Genomic DNA, 19,565 nt, shown 5'->3' on the forward strand with positions numbered 1-19,565 from the left:
TCGAACCTGCGTTTTCGATCAGGACTGCAAAGCGCTGCGCACATGCTCTTCGAATACGGCGATCACATTCGCCGCCGCACCCTTACCCATGTTCACGTACGCTGCGTCGCTGACGCCGCCGATATGCGGCGACAGAATGACGTTCGCGATGCCCTGGAACACATGGGGCGAGGGCATCGGTTCGACATCGAAACTGTCGAGGCCGGCCGCGAGCAGCTTGCCGCTCGAGAGCGCCTCGGCAAGCGCGGCTTCGTCGATCAAGCCGCCACGCGCCGTGTTGACCAGAATCGCGCCCGCCTTGAACTTGCCGAGTGCTTGCGCATTGATCATCTTGCGGTTCTCGTCGGTTAGCGGGCAGTGCAGCGATACGATGTCGGAAGAGGAGAAGAGTTCGTCGAGGCTGACGAGCGCAACGCCGGCGGGAGCTTCCTTCGCGTACGGGTCGAACGCTAGCACACGCATGTCGAATGCCGTTGCGGCTGCCGCTACACGCCGCCCGATTGCGCCAAGCCCGACGAGGCCGATGGTGCGACCAGCAAGTTCGAGAGACTTGTGCGTGGACTTGTCCCAGTGGCCCGCACGCATGCGCCCGTCGAGCTGCGGCACCGAGTTCGCGCAGGCGAGAATGAGCGCCCAGGTGTGTTCGGCAACCGCCGCCGCGTTGGCTCCAACGGCGGCGCGCACGGCGATCCCTCGTTCAGCGGCTGCGGTCTGGTCGATGACGTCGATGCCGCTCCCGTGTTTGGAGATGACCCGCAGGTTGCCACCGCAGGCGTCCATGACGCGCGCGTTGATCTTCCCGTAGCGGACGATGATGGCAGCGGGCTTGTGCAAGGCACAGAGCGCAACAAGGTCGCCCTCTGTCGGTTGACGGCCCGCGAATACAACCTCGAAGTCGCCCAGCATCTCGAGCGCTTCCGCTGCGAGATCGGGGCCGGTGACGATAAGGGCCGGCTTTTGCGTCGAAGCGCTCATTACAGGACCTCGCCTTCGGCGAGCATGCCCGCTGCGCGCAGTTCCTTGTCGAGCCACGCCGGGCGCAGCGCCTCGCGCTTGCGGATGGCGGCGATACGCGCGGTTTCCGCGTCGACCTTCTGTTGCGCCAGTACGAGAATGCGCTCGACGTCCTCGCGCGGAATCACGACGACGCCATCGGCATCGCCGACGATGAGATCGCCGGGGTTGATCGTCGCGCCGCCCGCGGAAATCTGGAAATTGACGCGGCCTGCCACGCTTTTGGTCGGGCCGCACGGGTTGAGGCCAGCGGCGAACACGGGAAAGCCGTTCTTCGCCAGTTCGGCAGAGTCGCGCACCGCGGCGTCGAGGACGAGGCCGCCGAGGCCGCTTTCGTGGGCCTGTGTCGTCATGATTTCGCCGATGAGCGCGCACGACAGGTCGCCCTTGCCGTCAACGACAATCACGTCGCCCGGCTTGGCGATGGCGAGCGCGGCGTGAATGGCAAGGTTGTCGCCCTGACGAACCTCCACTGTGACCGCGGGGCCCGCGACCTTCATGCCGGGAGCGACCGGCTTGACGCGGCCATGCAGCGTGCCGCGACGTCCCGCGACGTCGGCGAGAATGGCCGCCTGGAATTGCGACGCGGCTTTGACGAGTTCGGGCGAGACGCGCGTGATGTCGCGAACGATGGCGGGCGTGATGCTGGGAGATGCGCTCATGGTAATCAACCTCTTCGATTGCGTTGCACGTGGTACAACGCGGTTGTACAATGTGAAATCACTATAACGGTGCGTAAGGCGCACCTGCCATCCTCGTTTACCCTCCACTATGTACAACACAGTTGTACATAGTAAAACATTAGAGCAGAATGTTGTACGATGTACAATCGAGCAACAGAAACTGGAGAGGGGACGATGGGAAACGAAGGGGTGCAGTCTGTCGAGAAGGCGCTTTCGCTACTCGACATCTTCAGGCCGGGTGCCGAGTCGCTGTCGCTCGCGGCGCTGTCGCAAGCATCGGGCATGCATAAGACGACTGTTTATCGCCTGATGAATTCGCTAGAGCGCATGAACTACGTGATCCGCTCGGACAGCGGCTCGTATTCGCTGGGGCCGCGCGTGCTGTATCTCGGCAAGCTCTATGAGCAGTCGTTCCATCTTTCGTCGGTGGTCGAGCCGGCACTTCATGCGCTCGCGACGTCGACGAAGGAGAGTGCGTCGTACTACGTCATCGATCACTCGCAGCGCCTTTGCCTGTTCCGCGCGGAGCCATCCGAAGGTCTGCGCGAAACGCGGCTGCCCGGCACCGTGTTCGCGCTCGACGATACGGCGATCGGTCAGGTCTTGAGATTCTGGGGGCTAGGCGAAGCGATATTCGACACGACGCCTGAGCTGCCGCTTTTCACGTCGGGGGCGCGCGATCTCCATACGGCTGCATTCGCGGCACCCATCTTCGGGTCCGGCGACAAGTTCATGGCTGCGCTCACGCTCTCCGGACCGGCGTCGCGGCTCGACGCCGCGCGTACGTCGGGCGACATCGCGACGGTGATGCTGCGCGCCGCATCGGAACTGTCGAGGAAGCTCGGTGCAAGCGTTGGACTGTGCGAGCGGATGTACGGCGGCCTCGCTCCGGGGAGGGAGGCCGCCGCTGCATGAGCGTGGCGTTGCGCTTCCGACTGGAGCTTCTGCTGAGGCTCGTGCGTCAAAGTTTCTTTGGTGAAAATCGTACCCGGCTATGCACCGCGGGGGGAACGTCGGGGCGACGCGAGGGTATATTCCTACGGTTTAGATAGGAATACGTATCTTATCGTATCGATGCATTGCTCATCGATTCTTTAAGAGGTCCGCAAAGCCTGCGATCGACATGAAAGCTACTCATCCAACGGCGTATGCTGCGCCCGAAAGATGTATCCTCGTCTTTGTGAAAAACGATGGCTGACCCAGGCCGGGAAAGAATAGGGATGCGCATCACGGCGTGCTCGCAACACCGCCAGGAGGAGGACTCATGGAACCGCAGCAACCCGCAACGACCCCCGCACCGCAACAGCAGCAGGAGTTCGACTTCTATATCAATCTCGCCAAGCCGACGCTGGGACTTTATGTGCGCAAAGGCATGGGTTTGCCCGATCTTGCCGACCCAAAAAAGTGGCAGTTTTCCGGTCACATCTGGCAAAGCGAGCTCGATGCTGAAACGCTGAAGAACCTGGAGGCGAACGGGCATGCGTTCCAGGAACTCGGGGGATGAGCAGACGGCATTCCTCGCAGTAGGCCAGCAGGCACGAAACAAACCCCGACGGAATTGTTCCGCCTCCGCCTTCGCGTTTGACCGAAATTCGGTAGCTCTTTCCATTGGGCATATCCGAAAGGCTGTACTGGCGAATCTGCCGGAGCCCGAGTGAGAACCACCAAAGCGAACTCGCTGTATCCCGGCATGGATCATGCCTAGCCGGCGCGGTATGGTTCGCGCTCAGGGCAGTCGTTCACGGTCAGTGTGCGGAGCAGACCGGGCACGTGCGCGCGTTGCGTAGCAAAAGGCGACAGCCGAGATATTTTTCGAGCCGCTCAATACGTTCGCTAGCTGCCGGCTGGCCGATATTGGCGTCTCTTGCCGCACCGGAGATGCTTCCGCGTTCAACTGCCAGGATGTAAATACGCATGGCCTCCAGCAAATTCACAGGCGGTCTCCGCAACGCCGAAGCGCGACAGGAGGCAGACAACGGGTGCCGGAAGGATAGCCTCCATGAGACACCGCGTATGCTTCCCGGCAGAAGAAGATGCTTTTTCCGACAACGAATCGAGTGAATCTATATTGCATGTTTAAGTCATCGAGGCGTAAACAACGTAACGGCGCGCGCAAGGTCGCTCACGGGCGATGGCTGTTCTCGCCCGATGTCGTTCAATACGGTAGAAAAGTTTGAGAATGGGCGCCGGAGGTTAAAGAATTAACGGTTTAACCACCGGGCGCCACTTCATTCCTGACTATTTAGCTGGCGTTCCGCCCCGACTCTTTGTCGCTACGCTTTTTGCGCCCCTTGCCGGAGGCGGCTCCGGTCGAAGGTGCGGCCTTGTCTGCGTCTTCTTTAGATTCAGCGCCATTGCCTATCTGCGGCTCAGACGTGGCTGCCGGCTCGAGCTTGTTAAATTTCACTTCTTCGCTTTCTTTGTCGTAGTCAATTGCCACGCTATCGCCGGATTTGAGCGTGTCGCCGAGTATTTGCCTTGCAAGGCGTGTTTCCACTTCCTGGCGGATTTGCCGTTTCAGTTCGCGCGCACCGAATTCCGGTTGATAGCCGACATTGACCAGATGGTCCACCAGCGACTCGCTCACCTTGAGCGTGATGTCCTGTGCGGCTGCAGTGCGAACTACGCGATCGAGCTGAATCTGTACGATCGCGCGAATATTCTCCTTTGAAAGGGAATGGAACACGATGATATCGTCGATCCGGTTGAGGAACTCTGGACGGAAGTGGCCCTTGAGCACCTTCATCAGCTCCCCGCGCACCTCCTTTTCGCCCTTGCGCTGCGCCTCTGGCTGCTCGAGGTTATCCATGATGATCGAGGCGCCCAAATTACTCGTCGCGATGATGATCGTGTTGCTGAAATCGACCACGCGGCCCTTGCCGTCTGTGAGACGACCGTCGTCGAACACCTGCAGAAGGACGTTGTAGACATCGGGGTGCGCTTTCTCGATCTCGTCGAGGAGGATTACGCTATACGGGCGCCGCCGCACGCGCTCGGTGAGCTGTCCGCCTTCGTCGTAACCCACGTATCCAGGCGGGGCGCCGATAAGCCGGGCGACGGCATGGCGCTCCATATATTCGCTCATGTCGATACGGATAATTGCCTGCTCGTCCCCAAAAACGCTCTCCGCAAGCGCCTTTGCGAGCTCGGTTTTGCCGACCCCCGTCGGCCCGAGAAACAGGAACGTTGCAATGGGGCGGTGCTCCTGACCCAGGCCCGCGCGTGACAGGCGAACGGCATCGCTCACCGCCACGACCGCGTCGTCCTGACCGACCACGCGCTCTCGCAACTTGTCTTCCATCTTCAGAAGTTTTTGACGTTCCTCCTGCGTGAGCTCGGCAACAGGAATACCGGTAAGGCGCGAGACGACCTCTGCGACGGACGCTACCGTAACTTCCAGTGTTTCTGTGCCGGTTTTACGCTGCCATGATTCCATCTGCTCATCGAGCTGTTTCTGCTTGTCGTTGATGCGTTCCTCGAATGCCTTGGCCTCATCGAAGCGCTTGCGCGACGACGCGTAGTCCTGCTCGCGCTTGAGCTGGGCAACTTCCGCTTCGAGTTCCTGGATGTCGGCCGGCCGGGACGTGGCGCCGATGCGCACGCGCGCGGCGGCCTGATCGATCAGGTCGATGGCCTTGTCCGGGAGAAAGCGCGAGGTGATATAGCGGTCTGCAAACTCCGCGGCAGCGACGAATGCGTCATCAGAGAACGTTACCTGGTGGTGCGCTTCAAGCTTGTCCCGCAGGCCGCGCAAGATAACGATGGTCTGCTCGACGCTGGGTTCTGGAACGAGCACCGGCTGGAATCGACGTTCCAGCGCCGCGTCCTTCTCGATGTACTTCTGGTACTCGTTGAGTGTAGTCGCACCGATGAGGCTCAGTTCGCCGCGCGCAAGCGCGGGTTTCAAGACGTTCGCGATGTCGAGGCCACCTTCACCGCCGCCCTGTCCGGCACCGACGATGGTATGCAGCTCATCGATGAACAAAATCAGTTCGTCCTGCTTGGCCGTCACCTCGTCGATCAACTGTTTGGCGCGCTCCTCGAATTCGCCGCGGTATTTCGCACCGGCGACCATCGAATTGATATTGACCTCGACGAGGCGTTTGCCCCGCAGCACTTCAGGCACATCGCCATTCACGACGCGTTGTGCGAGTCCTTCAACAATCGCGGTCTTGCCGACGCCCGGTTCGCCAATGAGTACAGGATTATTCTTTTTGCGGCGCGCTAGCACTTCAATCGTGCTTTCAATTTCCTGAGCGCGACCGAGTACCGGGTCGAGCTTGCCCTGGCGAGCGAGCGCGGTAAGGTCGCGGCCGAACTTGTCGAGGTTCGGCGTGCCGGTGGGTGTTTCGACACGCCCGTCTTCCGCGCCCTTGCCGACGACCTTTACGACCTTCTGGCGCAGCGCCTCAGCCGTTACGCCATACTTCTTCAGCAGCGTGCCCGCCAGGCTTTCCGGGACGGCTGCAAGGCCGATCAGCAGATGCTCCGGGCCAACATAGGAGTGTCCGAGATCGCGGGAGGCCTGGAATGCGAACTGAAATGCCTTTTTCAGACGCGGCGATACGGTCATTCTCTCGAGCGATTCGTCGTCGCTGGCGGTCCCGTGCTTTGCGTGCTCGTCGATATAGCTCTTGATGTCCTGGGGAGAGAGCTTCAACTCTTTCAGTAGCGCCGCGCACACGTCGGTGTCGGCGAGCACGTAAAGCAGATGCTCCGTATCCAGCTCGGTGCGGTGTAACTCGTGGGCCTTTTCCGCCGCGCGCTGGAGCAGCTCCATGGTCTGTTCACTGAATGCATCGGTTGCGTCGACGGACTCTCGAGGCACACTCGCGCTCAGTCCGGACTCGTCTCCGAACCCGCTCAGGAGACCGGACAGATCGCCGCCCCCGCCGAGCAGAGAGTCGAACGGATTCAGCATGCTTTGGTGGCGCATCAGCTGTCGATAGTGATAGTCGCAGATCGACAGCGACTTTCGCTCGCCGTTCTCGGTCACAACGACTCGCGCAACAGCGGGGCGAGCGTGGCAGATATCGCAGAGTGTAGCCATGATCGAAGCACCTTTAACCGTTGGGGGTTAACCTGAAGAAGTCAGCGGGCGCCGTCCGTTGCCTGTGAAAGGGCAACCGGCACCGACGCTTCGCTTGTTGGCATCAAGAAAGTGAACGTTTCACGCAGATACAGCCTGACCGTAGTGTCGGTGTGGCCAAGATAGCCGATGGAAAGCTCCTCGCCGAAATGGAGCTCGTAGTCGCCCCCGCGTGTATCATGGCGCGCGCGTTCCAGGTGCGAGAGCCGGGGTCGCTGTTCACGACCGTGGTGGCGTCGCCGCGGTTGTCGGGCAAGTGTGCGGCCAGCTCGAAGCGCAGGTCGATCGTCGCCGCAATAAAGTTCGCGAAGGCGCCGACGGAACGCATCACGGCTTGCGGCTCGGTACCTGGCCTCTTCATCGGGAGACTCCTGAATAACGATGTGTGATATCCACGCAGTCAATACGTTGAATCACACTGTTTCAGTACGGCGAGAAGCCGCCTTTCAATACACCGTGGACTATCCGGAAGACCACGCCCGGGGTTGGGGGAAATCGCGGCGAAACCAAAAAGGGACAATTTGACGATTGAATTCTATTGTCGGATTCAGCGGATGTGAACATCTCGCCATCCGATACTTTATATCGGCGAATTCATGACCGAGCCAATTCACGATATCAGGTATCGGGTTCAAGAGAGGAACCCGATAATTTTGCGTGGTGAATTTCGATGTACGATTTGTCCAATGTGGCGATAAATGCATTGCATTGCTCACACGAAATGCATGAGGCGCCCGTTCGGCCCCGACCTGATCACGGGGTCTTGATTTTTGGTTTCGTCAGCTGCCGCCGGTCCGGTAGCGCTTTCCAACGGGGTTCAGTGATGAAATTCGATAATGAGGCGAGCGCGCGTGTGGATGCGCCCAAAAAAGCCGGGCCGCACCTGACTACGCACGAACATGTGGGGCTGAACGGCAAGATTGCGGTCGCCATTACCAATGTGGTGGGGACAATGTGGTGCGCTTATGTCTTTGCGGCGATTGCACTTGTGAGCTTACCCTCGGCAATCCAAAGCGGCATTTCAGCGCTCGTTGCGTGGATCGCCCAGACCTTTTTGCAGCTCGTACTGCTTTCGGTAATCATGGTCGGCCAGAAGGTGGCAGCAGCGGCATCCGACAAGCAGGCATTGCAAACCTACAAGGACGCCGAGGCACTCCTGAAACTGCAGGACGAAATGCGCAGCCTCATTGAAGTTAACAATACGCTAACGGAAGCAATTCATCGCGCAGTGCAGGAGATGAGAACCTCGACGACCGGACGGCCGGCCGCGCCGGCGGATTGACGACCAGCAGCCTGCGTAATCACGGAGACCCCGGATGGTGCCAACCGGGAATGTGACGTACAACGGGTTTGTGATAACGACACGATCCCGCAACAACGAGCGCGGCGGCTGGATCGCGCACGTGGAGATTCGTCGCGACGGCCGGTTGTTTGTTTGCAGCCCTGACACCGTCCAGCCGGAATGGTTGACGGAGACGGAGGCCAATCGGGATGGCCTCGAGCGAGGCTGCAAATTCATCGACCGTATAAAGAACGACCGCCAGGATCGCTCGTGGGTCGCCGTTCGCGAGCACGCGGAGCGCTGGTTCTTCAGACTCGAAACCTCGCAGGAAGCGCAGCAGATCGTCCGCGATCTCGATGCGCATTGAGGGCCCGCTAGCGCAGTCGAATCACGCCATGCACCGTGGCCGTACCGCGCCGCATCAACTGTCGTCGACATTGTTGGCGTAGTGATCGATTGCGACCTTGCACTCGTCTACGATGACCCGAAGCTGGTCCGGCGTTGGCGACTCATATCGGTCGACCCTTTCCCGGGATGGTGAAGCTGTGCCGCGTGCGAATCAGGCTGCAACGCAACGCCTTACCACGATAGAGATTGTGTGAAGATTTTGCCGCCATAACCGCGCACGACGTCCTCCACTTCATTGTCAGGCGGATTCCTGGTTTCGAGAATGAGCGCGAAGGTCCCCGGACGGAGTTCGAGTTCAATCGCGCCCGTTAGCTTCTTGTCCAGAACGTGCTCCAGCGCCCGACCCGCGAACCCGGCACCCGCGCCTGCGACAGCGCCCGCGATTGCGCCGGGCGGCCCACCCAACAGACCGATCAGCGCACCGCTTACTGCGCCGATCACGACGCCCCAGTGCGGCTCGCTGTATTGCGTCAGCACGTGCAGCTTGCCGTCCGAAGTCTTTTCGACCATCACGCCGCTTTCAATCTTGAAGTCATCGTCCTTTTCGAAATTGTGCAGATCGCGCGAAGCTCTTTGAGCGACTTCCAGATTGCCAAACGTTGCCACGATCAGTTTCTGAGTCATGCCCTCTCCTGTGATCATCATCCGGGACTCTTCAAGATAGTCAATCGGGATGCTCGCGTCATTGAACATTATTCCGATATTAACTATGGGTTCAACGCCTCCGAGATGTAGCTTCTGAGCGTGTCGACGACTTTGCGGACCCGCAGGGCAATTGGACGCTGCGGCTGGATCAGCAGGTTCAGGGCAAGCGCGGGCACTTCATATTGGGGAAGCACCCGCACCAGTTCGCCGGTCGCGAGGGCGTCCTTCACGGCCGGCGCCTCGAGCACACCGAGCCCGAGTCCAGCCAAGACCAGTTCATACATCGGACGCCAATGCGTCGTCTTGATGATCGTCTGAACCGGCACGGAATCGATGAGCGCGCCGTCCCGGCAGATGGGTAGCAGGTCCGCATCGAAAGCACCCTTCACGCGGATCAGATTGTGTCGCGAGACATCCGCCAGGTCGTCGATCGCGTCGCTGCGGCTCAGATAATCCGGCGAAGCAACGAGCACGCGTTCGATGTCCCCAAGCGGCCACGCGATGTACGCACCGTCGCCCAGCTGTCCGAGACGAAACGAGATATCGACGCCCTCGGTGACAAGATCGGTGACCTTGTCGTTGAGCACGAGCTCGATGTCGATGCGCGGATAGCTTTCACGGATGCGCTTGACGCCCTCCGGCAAAAGGGTTTCGCCGAAGCAATGCGGCGCTGCAATACGGATCGCGCCCTTCATTGCCTGTTCGTCGTTCGAGACTTCGGCCACGGCTTGCTCCACAGCGCCTAGAACGGCCTTGCTGCGTTCATGGAAGATGGTTCCCTCAGGTGTGCACTTGAAGGCGCGCGCGTTGCGCAGCAGCAGGCGGCATCCAAGGTACTTTTCGAGCCGCTCGATGCGCTCGCTGACGGCCGGCTGGCCGATGTCCAGATCTCTCGCTGCGCCCGAGATGCTGCCTCTTTCCACGACTCTGACGTAAATCCGCATAGCCTCCAGCAGATTCACATTGCGTTCCCTGCCGTGGCCGGGGATATTCGCGGTGCGTCCTTCCGTAAATGGCGTTGACATACGATTCCTCTCATTTCTTTAGCTCCAATTCTTGCGTCGCATCCAGAAGAGGCGACGTGGCGATGGAACAAGAGTAAGAGGGGGGACTCATGCGTGGAACGCACAAATCGCACTCACTGAGTAGAGTACAGTTTGGATGCACGAGCGCCGGATGAAGAGCGTAGATAACAGTTGGAGCACTGGCCAGCCCTGAACTGTTATGGAAACTGGATCGCCCAGTGCCGGGAGCGCTGGCGCAAGCTGCCTGCACAGTGCCACGGCTGCGGACGCGCTCGCGTTGCGCTTTCTGCCGCTCACGCCGGCGCTTACGTCGATCGCGTACCACGTGGAAAATGAATTTGGGGTCCTGATCTTCAGCGAACCCGATCTCGATGCAAGCGTAAAAGACTTCCTTCTGCAGCGCGATATGGCGGTTCATCGTCAAGCAGCGCACGTAGCGCATGGCCCGTCAACCCGGCGCTCGCCCCCATAGCAAAGCCAATAATCGAGCCGACCGGCCCACCGAGCAGGCCGATGAGCGCCCCCGTCACCGCGCCGATCGTCGTGCCCCAGAAGGACCGCGTTTGCCGCTCAAGAACGGACAGCTTTCCGTCAGGGCTCTTCTCCACCACGCATGATCGAACCCGTACAGTTGCAGGGAGATCGGCTCAAATGAGCTTGCGTGTCCACTCAGGTAAGCTGATAGGGGCGAACGGGAGCAACCGGGTCGGGAACGGGACATCCACATAGCTCCAGAACGGAGCGTTCAATATTGCGCGACATCGCGTCGAGTGCGAGCGCATTGGGCGCGACGCTGAACGGATCGGCGACTTCACTGGCAATCGCTTCGAGCGCTATCAGCGTATAGGCAATGAAAACGCACAGCAGCGGCGTAAAAAATTCCGTGGAATCCACGAGCCCGAACGGCAGTAAAACACAGTAGGCATAGACGGTTCGATGCAACAACACGTTATAAGCAAACGGAATCGGCGTTGCTGCGATACGCTCGCAGCCGCCCAATGCCTTGCCCAGTTCGTCGATCTGTGCGTCGAGCATCCACAGCTTCGTGTCGGGCGTGTGAAGGCGATGCTTCGGGAGCGAGAGCTCGCGCCGTATTTCGTTGAGAATGTACATCGGTTGATAGATCTGGCCGCCTACGATCTCGGCCTGCTCGCGGCCGAGGAGCCGCTGTAAATCCACCGTGGGATCGGTGCCGCGCAGTTCGTGCTTGAGGGCGTAAATGAATCCGACAATCAGCTGGGCGATGCGCAAGGTGTCTGCGCGCTCCGGAATGTAACAAAGCATCTGCGAAGTGAGCGTGCGTGACGCGATCAGAAAAACACCCCAGAGATGCCGCGCTTCGTTGAAGCGCTCATAACTCGCATTGTTTCGAAACGCGAGGAAGATAGCCAGTGCGACGCCGAACAGGGTGAAGGGCGCGGTGTTGAGCGGGATCTTTTCTCCAAATACGCGCCCGTGCGTGAAGACCGCCAGTGTACTCACCACCGCCATGAAGCACAGTTGTGGGATGATGGATGACAGAACCGAGCCGTTCCAGACGAACAGCAACCGGAACCAGTTTTCTCGGGGCCGGACGATCATGATGGACTTTTATTATCTGGAATAAGGAAATACGTTCGCCTGGCCTTAAGGCATGCGTGATCCATTCAGGTTTCCTCGCTGGCGCGCGCCGTAGTTATTCGGAGCTTGCGCGCGCCGCGAGGAATCACGTGCTTCAGTGATAGCCATGGTCTCCTTCACGCACCTTGCCGCGGAAAACGCGATATTGCATCGCGTTGTAGACGAGAATGATCGGCAGCACGATGATTGTGCCGACGAGGGCGAACAGTTGGCTCGAGTGGCTCGACGACGCGTCCCAGATCGTGAGCGAGGGCGGAATGATGTACGGCCAGATGCTGATAATAATGCCGGTATAACCGAGGAAGCAGATTGCCAGGGAGAGCAGGAAGGGGGTCGACTCGTGGCTCTGGTTAAGCGCGCGGTAGATGCCCACGACGCACAGCACAACCAGGATCGGCACCGGCAGGAACCAGCCGAGATTGCCGCTGAAAAACCATCGCTGTCTCACGGCGGGCAGGCCTAGCACCGTCCAGAGGCTGACGATGGCAATCGCGAGGAGCAGAACCGCGAGCAGCGGGCGCATCACCACGCGCATCTTGCGCTGAAGTTCGCCGTCGGTCTTCAGGATCAGCCAGCCGCAGCCGAGCGTCGCATACGTGAGCAAGACGCCGAAACCGCAGAAAACGCTAAACGGCGAGAACCAGTCGAACGGGTCGCCCGCGAACTTGTCGTCGACGATCTTGATCCCCTGCAACAGCGATCCGAGCGTGATACCCTGGCACATTGCCGCGAGCGCCGAACCGCCGATGAACGCGAGATCCCATGCATGTTGCGTGCGCGTGGCTTTTGCGCGCAACTCGAACGCCGCGCCACGGAAAATCAGGCCGACCACCATGAGAATCAGCGGCATGTAGTTGGCGGGCAGCAGCGTTGAATAGGCGATCGGGAACGCGCCGTAGAGGCCGGCGCCACCGAGCACGAGGAACGTTTCGTTGCCATCCCATACCGGCGCGACGGTATTGAGCATCACCTCGCGTTCGGCTTTCCCTTCGAAGAACGGAAACAGCAGCCCGATGCCCAGATCGAAGCCGTCGAGCATCACGTAGATGAAAACGCCGAGTCCGATGATGATTGCCCAGATCACAGGAAGATCGATTTGCATGGCCTCATTCCCCCACCACAGCGTCGAGTGCGCGATTGTGCAGTCCCGGATACTTGAGCGATTCGATGCTTTCCACTCCGGTGGCCGGACCCTTTTTCATCATCTTGAGCATGTAATAGACGCCCGTTCCGAACACGAGAAAATAGACAATCACGAAGATCAGCAGCGAAACACCCGCCTGCTGCGCGCCAATGGGCGACATGGAGTCGACGGTACGCACGATGCCGTACACGGTCCACGGCTGCCTGCCCACTTCAGTCGTAATCCAGCCCGCCAGTAGTGCCAGAATGCCGGATGGTCCCATGCACAATACGAACCACTGGAACCAGCGCGCTTCATAAAGGCGGCCGCCGCGACGAAGCAAAAGTGCGACCACGGAAGTGAGCAACATCAGCATGCCGAGTCCGGCCATGATGCGGAACGTCCAGAAGATAATTGGCGAAAACGGGCGATCCTCCGGGGGAAACTCCTTGAGTCCGCGAATTTCGCCGTTCCAGCTGTGGGTGAGAATCAGGCTGCCGAGATGCGGGATGCGGATCGCGTAACGCGTCACTTCCGCGTTCATGTCGGGAAAGCCGATTAAATTGAGCGCGGTACCGCCGCGCTCGGTTTCCCAGAGCCCTTCTATTGCGGCGATCTTCGCCGGCTGATACTCCCGGGTATTGAGGCCGTGCGCGTCGCCGACCAGAATCTGAATGGGCGCGAGAAAGAGCAATATCCACAGCGCCATCGAGAAACTGCGCTTCACCGGCACGTCGCGCCGCCCCTGAAGCAAATGCCACGCGCCGCAGGCGGCCACGATAAAGCCGGCAACGATAAAGGCTGCGATGGTCATATGCGCCAGACGGAACGGGAACGAAGGATTGAAGATCACCTTCCACCAGTCCACCGGCACGATGCGGCCATTCTGAATCGCGTAGCCTTGCGGTGTTTGCATGAAGCTGTTTGACGAGAGAATCCAGAATGTCGAAATGAGCGTGCCGATCGCGACCATGAGCGTGGCGAAGAAATGCGCTTTCGGACTCACGCGATTCCAGCCGAACAGCATGACGCCGAGAAACCCCGCCTCGAGAAAGAATGCGGTCAGGACTTCATAGGTGAGCAGTGGACCCGTGATATTGCCCGCAATCGTCGAGAACCCACTCCAGTTCGTCCCGAACTCGTAAGCCATCACGACGCCCGAGACCACGCCCATGCCGAACCCCACCGCGAAAATCTTCGACCAGAAGCGGTACATGTCCTTATAGGCCGCATCGCCCGTGAGCAGGAGGCGCCATTCGAGCACGGCGAGAAAGCTTGCCATGCCTATGCTGATCGCCGGAAAGACGATGTGAAACGAGACGGTGAATGCGAACTGCAGCCTGGCGAGATGAAATGCGTCGAAGATGTCCATGATTCTTCTGAGCTCCTGGTGACGACTGCATTTGCCTGCCAAGGACAGGCCGGCCGCGGGAAGCCGGGCATCCGGCCGGACTACCGGAATACCATGAGACTAGTTTCCCTCCGCGCGCACGACATGCACGGGCACTGATTTGTACGAAGGCGTTCCGCTTTCCTTGTCGATATAGTCCAGCGGGACGAGTACGTTGGCTTCCGGGTAATAGGCCGCCACGGAACCGCGTGCGATGCTGTACACAATGGCCGTGATGTTCTTGAGCCGCAGCTTGCGGCCCGAGGTGACCGTTTCGATGTCGACAAGGTCGCCGTGTTCGATGCCGTACGCGGCCATGTCGTCCGCGTTCATGAAGAGCACGTCGCGCCGTCCAAACACGCCGCGGTAGCGGTCGTCCATTGCGTAAATCGTCGTGTTGTACTGGTCATGACTGCGGATCGTGATGAGCCGCAGCACGTTTTCCGCACCCAGCACGTCGGCGTCTTCCTTCACGCCGCCATAGACGGAGAACTCGGCCTTGCCCGATGGCGTGTGCCACTGCCGTTCGGTTGGCGGAAGCGGCAGGCGGAATCCGCCCGGTACGCGAATGCGCCGGTTGAAGTCCTCGAAGCCGGGTACGGTCTGCTCGATCAGATCGCGAATCTTGTCATAGTCGGCGATCAGGTCCATCCACGCCACTTTGGTGGCGGGCAGCGTGGCGCGCGCCATGCCGGCAACAATCGCGGGTTCGGAGCGCAACTGTTCGGAAGCGGGCGTGAGCTTGCCGGCCGATGCATGAACCATGGACATCGAATCTTCCACCGTGATGGATTGACGCCCGGTACCCTGCATGTCGAGTTCCGTGCGGCCGAGGCACGGGAATAGATAGGTTTCCTTCGAAACGAGCAGATGGGTTCGATTGAGCTTCGTGCCGATGTGCACGCCCAGGTCGAGTGCAGCCATCGCGGGAAACGACTGTTCGGAGTCGGGTAGCGCAACGGCGAAATTGCCTCCCAGGCAGAGCAGCGCCTTGGCCTTGCCGTCGATCATGGCTTGCATGGCTTGCACCGCGTCGTGACCGTGCGCTTCGGGCGGCGTGAATCCGCAGGCCTTCTCGATCAGCCCGAGAAACGCTTTCGACGGCTTTTCGGTGATGCCCACCGTGCGGTTGCCTTGCACATTCGAGTGGCCGCGCAGCGGACAGATGCCGGCGCCGGGCTTGCCGAAATTGCCGCGCAGCAACAGCAGATCGGCGATCAAGCGCACGTTGGCGGTGCCTTTATTGTGCTGCGTGACGCCCATGCCGTACGTGACGATCGTCGCGTTCGATTTGGCGTAGGCGATCGCCACATGTTCGAGGTCGGGCCGCGTAAGGCCACTGGCTTTCTCGATGTCTTCCCACGAAGTGGCTTCGAGGTCCGCCGCGAAGGCGTCGAAGCCTTCGGTGTGCTGAGCGATGAACGCCTTGTCGAGTATGTCGCCTTGCTCCGACTCCATCTTCAGCAGCGCTTTCATGACGCCCTTGAGCGCGGCCGCGTCGCCGCCGGCGTCCAGCTGAAAGTAGGTCGACGCGATGCGGGTCGAGCCGAACGTCGCCATTTCAATCATGCTTTGCGGATCGGCAAAGCGTTCGAGCGCGCGCTCGCGCAGCGGATTGAAGACGATGATCGGCACGTTTCGCCGCGCAGCTTCGTGCAGCGTGCCCATCATGCGCGGATGGTTCGTGCCCGGGTTGTGACCGATGGAAAGAATGAGTTCGGTCGAATCGAAATCTTCGAGAGAGACAGTCCCTTTGCCGATCCCGATCGATTGCGGCAGACCAACGCTCGTCGGCTCGTGGCACATGTTCGAGCAATCGGGGAAATTGTTCGTTCCGTACTCGCGTGCGAATAGTTGATACAGAAACGCCGCCTCGTTGGATGCGCGTCCGGACGTATAGAACTCGACCTGGTCCGGCGTAAGCGAGCGCAGGATCTCACCGATGCGCGCGAATGCGTCTTCCCAGTCGACGGGCTGAAACTTGTCGGTGGCGCGGTCGTATACAAGAGGATGTGTGAGCCGCCCCATGTCTTCGAGCTCATAGTCCGTTTTCTGCAGCAGCGAGCTGACTGTGTTCGCAGCGAAGAATTCCGGCGTCACCCGCTTCGTGGTGGCTTCCCAGGTCACCGCCTTTGCACCGTTCTCGCAGAACTGGAACGTGGACCGGTGTTCCTTGTCCGGCCACGCACAGCCGGGGCAATCGAAACCATCGGGTTGATTGGTCCGCATCAGCGTAATGGGCGCCTCGATGCTTTCCATTTGATCGTGAATCGCCTGCGCGGTTGCTTTGAGCGCGCCCCAGCCGCCGGCGGGGCCGGTGTAGGGATGGACGCCGGGCACATCACGTAGTTTCGTCATGGGAAACTCCATTGGGTTTTCTACGCACGCTGCGAAAAGCCGGGACAATGCCATACCGGGACCGCACAGGTCCGCGGATGATATCCGGCGTGCCACGCTTGATTCTAGGCAATCCCGAATTCGGAACAAGAATTAACTTATTAACTTCGACTTTTTATTTTATCGTTGTGTATATTTGAATATCTCGATCTCCATTGCTGGACAGACACCGTCACATGACCATCGTCCAAACAAAAATGAGGTGGAGCTAAAATTCTCCACCCCATTCTAGGGATGCAGCGCGTTGTCGTGAACTGCCGCCTAACCGATATTAGCTATCGGGAGCGCAGGCGTTAGTGCTTGACCGGTACCACCTTGCCTCGGAACAGATAGAGGTTGTACCCGATCATGACCGGAAACACGATACCAATGCCGAACAGCATAGGCGTAAGCGTGGTGCTGTCCGAGGCGGCGGCCACGGGCGTGATTACGGCGACGATTGCCGATGCCGACCGTTGTCGGCAGGCCGCGGCTCGTGGCCTCATGGCGCATGTTCGAGCAGTCGGGGAAATTGTTGGTGCCGTACATGCGTACGAACAACTGATAGAGGAACGCAGCTTCGTTGCTTGCGCGGCCCGATGTGCCCATCAGGGTGTGCGCGGTATCTGGATAGGCGCAAGCGTAGAAGTTAAGAGGGGCTTGCATGACACACAGAATCCACCTGGAACATGGAGTACAGTTTCGTCCGCCGCAGTACACTGTATGAACTGTGCTGTGAGAGATTGCCGGGGAGACCACAGTGAAACTCTATGAAAAACTCGCGGACGATATCGAGACGCTGATTCGCAAGGGCGTCTACCGCCCCGGCGACCGCGTGCCGTCGGTTCGCCAGGCGAGCCAGCAGCACCGCATCAGCATTACCACCGTAATACGCGCCTATCTGCTGCTGGAAAGCCGCGGCGTGCTCGAGAGCCGCCCGCAGTCCGGGTACTTTGTGAGCACGTGCGTGGGCGAAGGACGCACGCATTCGGACGAATTGCGCACGAGCCGGCCGATTGCGGTGTCGGCGACGGTCGATGTGAGCCGCCTCGTGCTGTCCACGCTGCGCTCCATCGGCGCCGACGACGCTGTGCCGCTCGGTTCGCCGTATCCGGACCCGCAGCTTTTTCCCTACGAAAAGCTCAACCGCTACGCGTCGGCCGCGGGACGCAGGAAGTCACTATGGGGCGTGACCAACGCGCTGCCGCCGGGCACACCGGAACTGGTCCGGCAAATTGCCCGGCGGTACCTCGAAAACGGGATGGCCGTGGACCCCAACGAGATCATCGTGACGGTGGGGGCGACCGAGGCCATCAATCTGTGTCTGCAGGCGGTCGCCAAACCGGGCGACGTGATCGCCGTGGAATCGCCCACGTTCTACGCCATGCTTCACGCCATCGAGCGCTCGGGCATGAAGGCGATCGAGGTGGCGACGCACCCCGAGTACGGCATCGAAATAGAGGCGCTGGAGAAGATCATTGAATCAGGGCCGATTGCCGCCTGCATGGTGATGCCGAATTTCCAGAATCCGCTCGGGTTTCAGATGCCTGACGAGCGCAAGCGCGAACTTGTCGCCCTGCTCGCGAAGGCGGGGATACCGGTGATCGAAAATGGTGTGTACAACGAACTGTATTTCGGCGATTCGCATCCCACCACGCTCAAGTCGTATGACAAAAAGAACATGGTGCTTCACTGTGGGTCATTTTCGAAGAGTCTGACAGCGGCGTATCGCATCGGCTGGGCTTTACCCGGCCGTTATCGCGACGAAGTCGAAAAGCTGAAGTTTCTCAATACGCTGACGACTTCGGTGATTCCCCAGCTCGCGATCGCCGAATATCTCGAACGGGATGGTTACGAGCATCACTTGAGGCGCATCCGCAAAAACTACGCGCAACAGGCCAATCTGATGAAGTCGATGGTCGCGCGCTTTTTTCCGGCGGGCACGCGCACGTCGAGTCCGACGGGTGGATACGTGTTATGGATCGAATTGCCGGCGAAGGTGGATTCGATGAAGCTCTACCAGCTCGCTCTGGCGCGGGGAATCACGATCGGACCGGGCCATATGTTTTCCGTCTCGGACAACTATCGAAACTATATCCGGCTCAATTACAGCACGCCGTGGTCGCCGGAAATCGAGCAGGCGGTCATCACGGTCGGCAAACTCGCAGCGTCGTGCGCGCGATAGGGAAAGCGTGCTGCTCAGGTAAGCCAGCAACCAAAGTCGTCATATCGGACGAGTTCGCGCCGTCGTACATTTGCACCGGGCCGTGATGTGCCGTCAACGTTTGGTCAACGGCATGCACCACGCAACTTGAATGTTATTTGTCGATCTGATGCGGCGCGGCGCGCAGTGGATTCCTGTGAAATAACCCTCTGCGTATTCCTACTTCTTCATCATGGCCATAACGAGAAAATGAAACGGTAGCGTGAGTAGAACGGTCGCGCCGAATCCGACGCACCAGAGAATGGCCATCCACTTCAGATCGTGCAGAAAACGGTGCCTTCGGCTCTTTCGCTCAAGCGCCACGATTGACTCCCGCTGGTCGTCAGGAAACTGATTATGGCACCGGCACGCGCGAGCAAGCAAGACGGATTGGTCCAGCAGGCCCGCGAACACCGGACTTACACGTGATGCCAAGTATCGGAAGAGATGAGGGAGATTTTATTTCGGGACTTGCTGCCGCGGCACAGACCATGGCGCAGCAGGCACAGGTACTGTGTACATGCGTTGCCATTTTCAAGCTCGATGGCGAGCCTGTGGGCCGACTCTCATCGAAGCCGTCGGTGGCCGATTCGTGGTGATATGCTTCGAAGCGGCGCTCACAAGCCTGTCGCGAAGGCGGACGGCCCGGGCTGGATTGAAGCGTCTGCTGCGTTCGTCGAACGGTACGCGTTGGAATCGTAGGGTGG

Annotated in this window: 15 protein-coding genes and 4 pseudogenes; 5 read left to right on the top strand and 14 right to left on the bottom strand. The window is 59.6% G+C overall.

Features of this window, described 5'->3' with window-relative positions; translation table 11 throughout:
* Nucleotides 1-18: 18 nt before the first annotated feature.
* Together AB4Y36_RS27565 and AB4Y36_RS27570 are read right to left on the bottom strand one after the other, a co-directional pair.
* Nucleotides 19-975 (bottom strand): hydroxyacid dehydrogenase, encoded by a 957-nt coding sequence (locus tag AB4Y36_RS27565; RefSeq protein ID WP_368684687.1) that lies wholly within the window; start codon nucleotides 973-975, stop codon nucleotides 19-21.
* The gene (locus AB4Y36_RS27570) at nucleotides 975-1,676 is read right to left on the bottom strand and encodes an RraA family protein (RefSeq protein ID WP_069266278.1); all 702 of its coding nucleotides are present in this window, start codon (nucleotides 1,674-1,676) and stop codon (nucleotides 975-977) included. The genes AB4Y36_RS27565 and AB4Y36_RS27570 overlap by 1 nt, the downstream gene beginning before the upstream one ends.
* 195 nt (nucleotides 1,677-1,871) lie before the next feature.
* On the opposite strand from AB4Y36_RS27570, the gene AB4Y36_RS27575 reads away from it, so the two are divergent.
* Complete coding sequence (locus AB4Y36_RS27575; protein WP_368684688.1) at nucleotides 1,872-2,612, top strand: IclR family transcriptional regulator; 741 nt, start codon at nucleotides 1,872-1,874, stop codon at nucleotides 2,610-2,612.
* Between the two features lie 349 nt (nucleotides 2,613-2,961).
* Nucleotides 2,962-3,201 (top strand): hypothetical protein, encoded by a 240-nt coding sequence (locus AB4Y36_RS27580; protein ID WP_368602994.1) that lies wholly within the window; start codon nucleotides 2,962-2,964, stop codon nucleotides 3,199-3,201.
* 25 nt (nucleotides 3,202-3,226) lie between these two features.
* Here AB4Y36_RS27580 and AB4Y36_RS27585 read toward each other — a convergent pair.
* The 4 genes and pseudogenes from AB4Y36_RS27585 to AB4Y36_RS27600 form a co-directional block, all read right to left on the bottom strand.
* Nucleotides 3,227-3,352 (bottom strand): annotated as a pseudogene (locus AB4Y36_RS27585) (nitric oxide dioxygenase); the annotation flags it as partial.
* 117 nt (nucleotides 3,353-3,469) lie between these two features.
* Nucleotides 3,470-3,631, bottom strand: a pseudogene (locus AB4Y36_RS27590) (LysR family transcriptional regulator); the annotation flags it as partial.
* Nucleotides 3,632-3,939: 308 nt separating this feature from the next.
* Nucleotides 3,940-6,747 carry an ATP-dependent Clp protease ATP-binding subunit gene (locus tag AB4Y36_RS27595; RefSeq protein WP_368684689.1) on the bottom strand — a complete coding sequence of 936 codons (2,808 nt, stop codon included), beginning with the start codon at nucleotides 6,745-6,747 and terminating at the stop codon, nucleotides 3,940-3,942.
* 41 nt (nucleotides 6,748-6,788) lie between these two features.
* Nucleotides 6,789-6,962, bottom strand: a pseudogene (locus AB4Y36_RS27600) (encapsulin); the annotation flags it as partial.
* Between the two features lie 647 nt (nucleotides 6,963-7,609).
* On the opposite strand from AB4Y36_RS27600, the gene AB4Y36_RS27605 reads away from it, so the two are divergent.
* The gene (locus AB4Y36_RS27605; RefSeq protein WP_218108667.1) at nucleotides 7,610-8,068 is read left to right on the top strand and encodes a hypothetical protein; all 459 of its coding nucleotides are present in this window, start codon (nucleotides 7,610-7,612) and stop codon (nucleotides 8,066-8,068) included.
* 34 nt (nucleotides 8,069-8,102) lie between these two features.
* A complete protein-coding gene (locus AB4Y36_RS27610) occupies nucleotides 8,103-8,435 on the top strand; it encodes a DUF6566 family protein (protein WP_069266285.1) in 333 nt (110 codons plus the stop codon).
* 212 nt (nucleotides 8,436-8,647) lie between these two features.
* On the opposite strand, the gene AB4Y36_RS27615 is transcribed toward AB4Y36_RS27610, so the two are convergent.
* The 8 genes and pseudogenes from AB4Y36_RS27615 to AB4Y36_RS27650 form a co-directional block, all read right to left on the bottom strand.
* Nucleotides 8,648-9,169 carry a DUF1269 domain-containing protein gene (locus tag AB4Y36_RS27615; RefSeq protein ID WP_368684690.1) on the bottom strand — a complete coding sequence of 174 codons (522 nt, stop codon included), beginning with the start codon at nucleotides 9,167-9,169 and terminating at the stop codon, nucleotides 8,648-8,650.
* Between the two features lie 14 nt (nucleotides 9,170-9,183).
* Nucleotides 9,184-10,083 carry a LysR family transcriptional regulator gene (locus tag AB4Y36_RS27620; RefSeq protein WP_069266362.1) on the bottom strand — a complete coding sequence of 300 codons (900 nt, stop codon included), beginning with the start codon at nucleotides 10,081-10,083 and terminating at the stop codon, nucleotides 9,184-9,186.
* 416 nt (nucleotides 10,084-10,499) lie between these two features.
* Nucleotides 10,500-10,757 carry a hypothetical protein gene (locus tag AB4Y36_RS27625; RefSeq protein ID WP_368684691.1) on the bottom strand — a complete coding sequence of 86 codons (258 nt, stop codon included), beginning with the start codon at nucleotides 10,755-10,757 and terminating at the stop codon, nucleotides 10,500-10,502.
* A 58-nt stretch (nucleotides 10,758-10,815) separates the two neighbouring features.
* Nucleotides 10,816-11,727, bottom strand: a complete 912-nt coding sequence (locus AB4Y36_RS27630; RefSeq protein ID WP_342946407.1) for a bestrophin family ion channel — start codon at nucleotides 11,725-11,727, stop codon at nucleotides 10,816-10,818.
* Between the two features lie 133 nt (nucleotides 11,728-11,860).
* Entirely contained in the window at nucleotides 11,861-12,868 is a 1,008-nt protein-coding gene (gene cydB, locus AB4Y36_RS27635) for a cytochrome d ubiquinol oxidase subunit II (protein ID WP_342946406.1), read from the bottom strand.
* 4 nt (nucleotides 12,869-12,872) lie between these two features.
* Nucleotides 12,873-14,261 (bottom strand): cytochrome ubiquinol oxidase subunit I, encoded by a 1,389-nt coding sequence (locus AB4Y36_RS27640; protein ID WP_368684692.1) that lies wholly within the window; start codon nucleotides 14,259-14,261, stop codon nucleotides 12,873-12,875.
* A 99-nt stretch (nucleotides 14,262-14,360) separates the two neighbouring features.
* Nucleotides 14,361-16,637 carry an FdhF/YdeP family oxidoreductase gene (locus AB4Y36_RS27645; protein WP_368684693.1) on the bottom strand — a complete coding sequence of 759 codons (2,277 nt, stop codon included), beginning with the start codon at nucleotides 16,635-16,637 and terminating at the stop codon, nucleotides 14,361-14,363.
* A 332-nt stretch (nucleotides 16,638-16,969) separates the two neighbouring features.
* Nucleotides 16,970-17,095: pseudogene (locus tag AB4Y36_RS27650) on the bottom strand (cytochrome BD ubiquinol oxidase subunit II); the annotation flags it as partial.
* A gap of 320 nt (nucleotides 17,096-17,415) precedes the next feature.
* On the opposite strand from AB4Y36_RS27650, the gene AB4Y36_RS27655 reads away from it, so the two are divergent.
* Nucleotides 17,416-18,840 carry a PLP-dependent aminotransferase family protein gene (locus AB4Y36_RS27655; protein ID WP_368684694.1) on the top strand — a complete coding sequence of 475 codons (1,425 nt, stop codon included), beginning with the start codon at nucleotides 17,416-17,418 and terminating at the stop codon, nucleotides 18,838-18,840.
* The last annotated feature ends 725 nt before the right edge of the window (nucleotides 18,841-19,565 follow it).

The sequence above is a fragment of the Paraburkholderia sp. BR10936 genome (assembly GCF_040965735.1).
GTDB classification, from domain to species: Bacteria; Pseudomonadota; Gammaproteobacteria; order Burkholderiales; family Burkholderiaceae; genus Paraburkholderia; species Paraburkholderia nodosa_A.

Coding starts and splice junctions, on each gene's coding strand:
- AB4Y36_RS27565 (WP_368684687.1), bottom strand. CDS start 975: ATGAGCGCTTCGACGCAAAAGCCGGCCCTTATCGTCACCGGCCCCGAT.
- AB4Y36_RS27570 (WP_069266278.1), bottom strand. CDS start 1,676: ATGAGCGCATCTCCCAGCATCACGCCCGCCATCGTTCGCGACATCACG.
- AB4Y36_RS27575 (WP_368684688.1), top strand. CDS start 1,872: ATGGGAAACGAAGGGGTGCAGTCTGTCGAGAAGGCGCTTTCGCTACTC.
- AB4Y36_RS27580 (WP_368602994.1), top strand. CDS start 2,962: ATGGAACCGCAGCAACCCGCAACGACCCCCGCACCGCAACAGCAGCAG.
- AB4Y36_RS27595 (WP_368684689.1), bottom strand. CDS start 6,747: ATGGCTACACTCTGCGATATCTGCCACGCTCGCCCCGCTGTTGCGCGA.
- AB4Y36_RS27605 (WP_218108667.1), top strand. CDS start 7,610: ATGAAATTCGATAATGAGGCGAGCGCGCGTGTGGATGCGCCCAAAAAA.
- AB4Y36_RS27610 (WP_069266285.1), top strand. CDS start 8,103: ATGGTGCCAACCGGGAATGTGACGTACAACGGGTTTGTGATAACGACA.
- AB4Y36_RS27615 (WP_368684690.1), bottom strand. CDS start 9,169: ATGTTCAATGACGCGAGCATCCCGATTGACTATCTTGAAGAGTCCCGG.
- AB4Y36_RS27630 (WP_342946407.1), bottom strand. CDS start 11,727: ATGATCGTCCGGCCCCGAGAAAACTGGTTCCGGTTGCTGTTCGTCTGG.
- cydB (WP_342946406.1), bottom strand. CDS start 12,868: ATGCAAATCGATCTTCCTGTGATCTGGGCAATCATCATCGGACTCGGC.
- AB4Y36_RS27640 (WP_368684692.1), bottom strand. CDS start 14,261: ATGGACATCTTCGACGCATTTCATCTCGCCAGGCTGCAGTTCGCATTC.
- AB4Y36_RS27645 (WP_368684693.1), bottom strand. CDS start 16,637: ATGACGAAACTACGTGATGTGCCCGGCGTCCATCCCTACACCGGCCCC.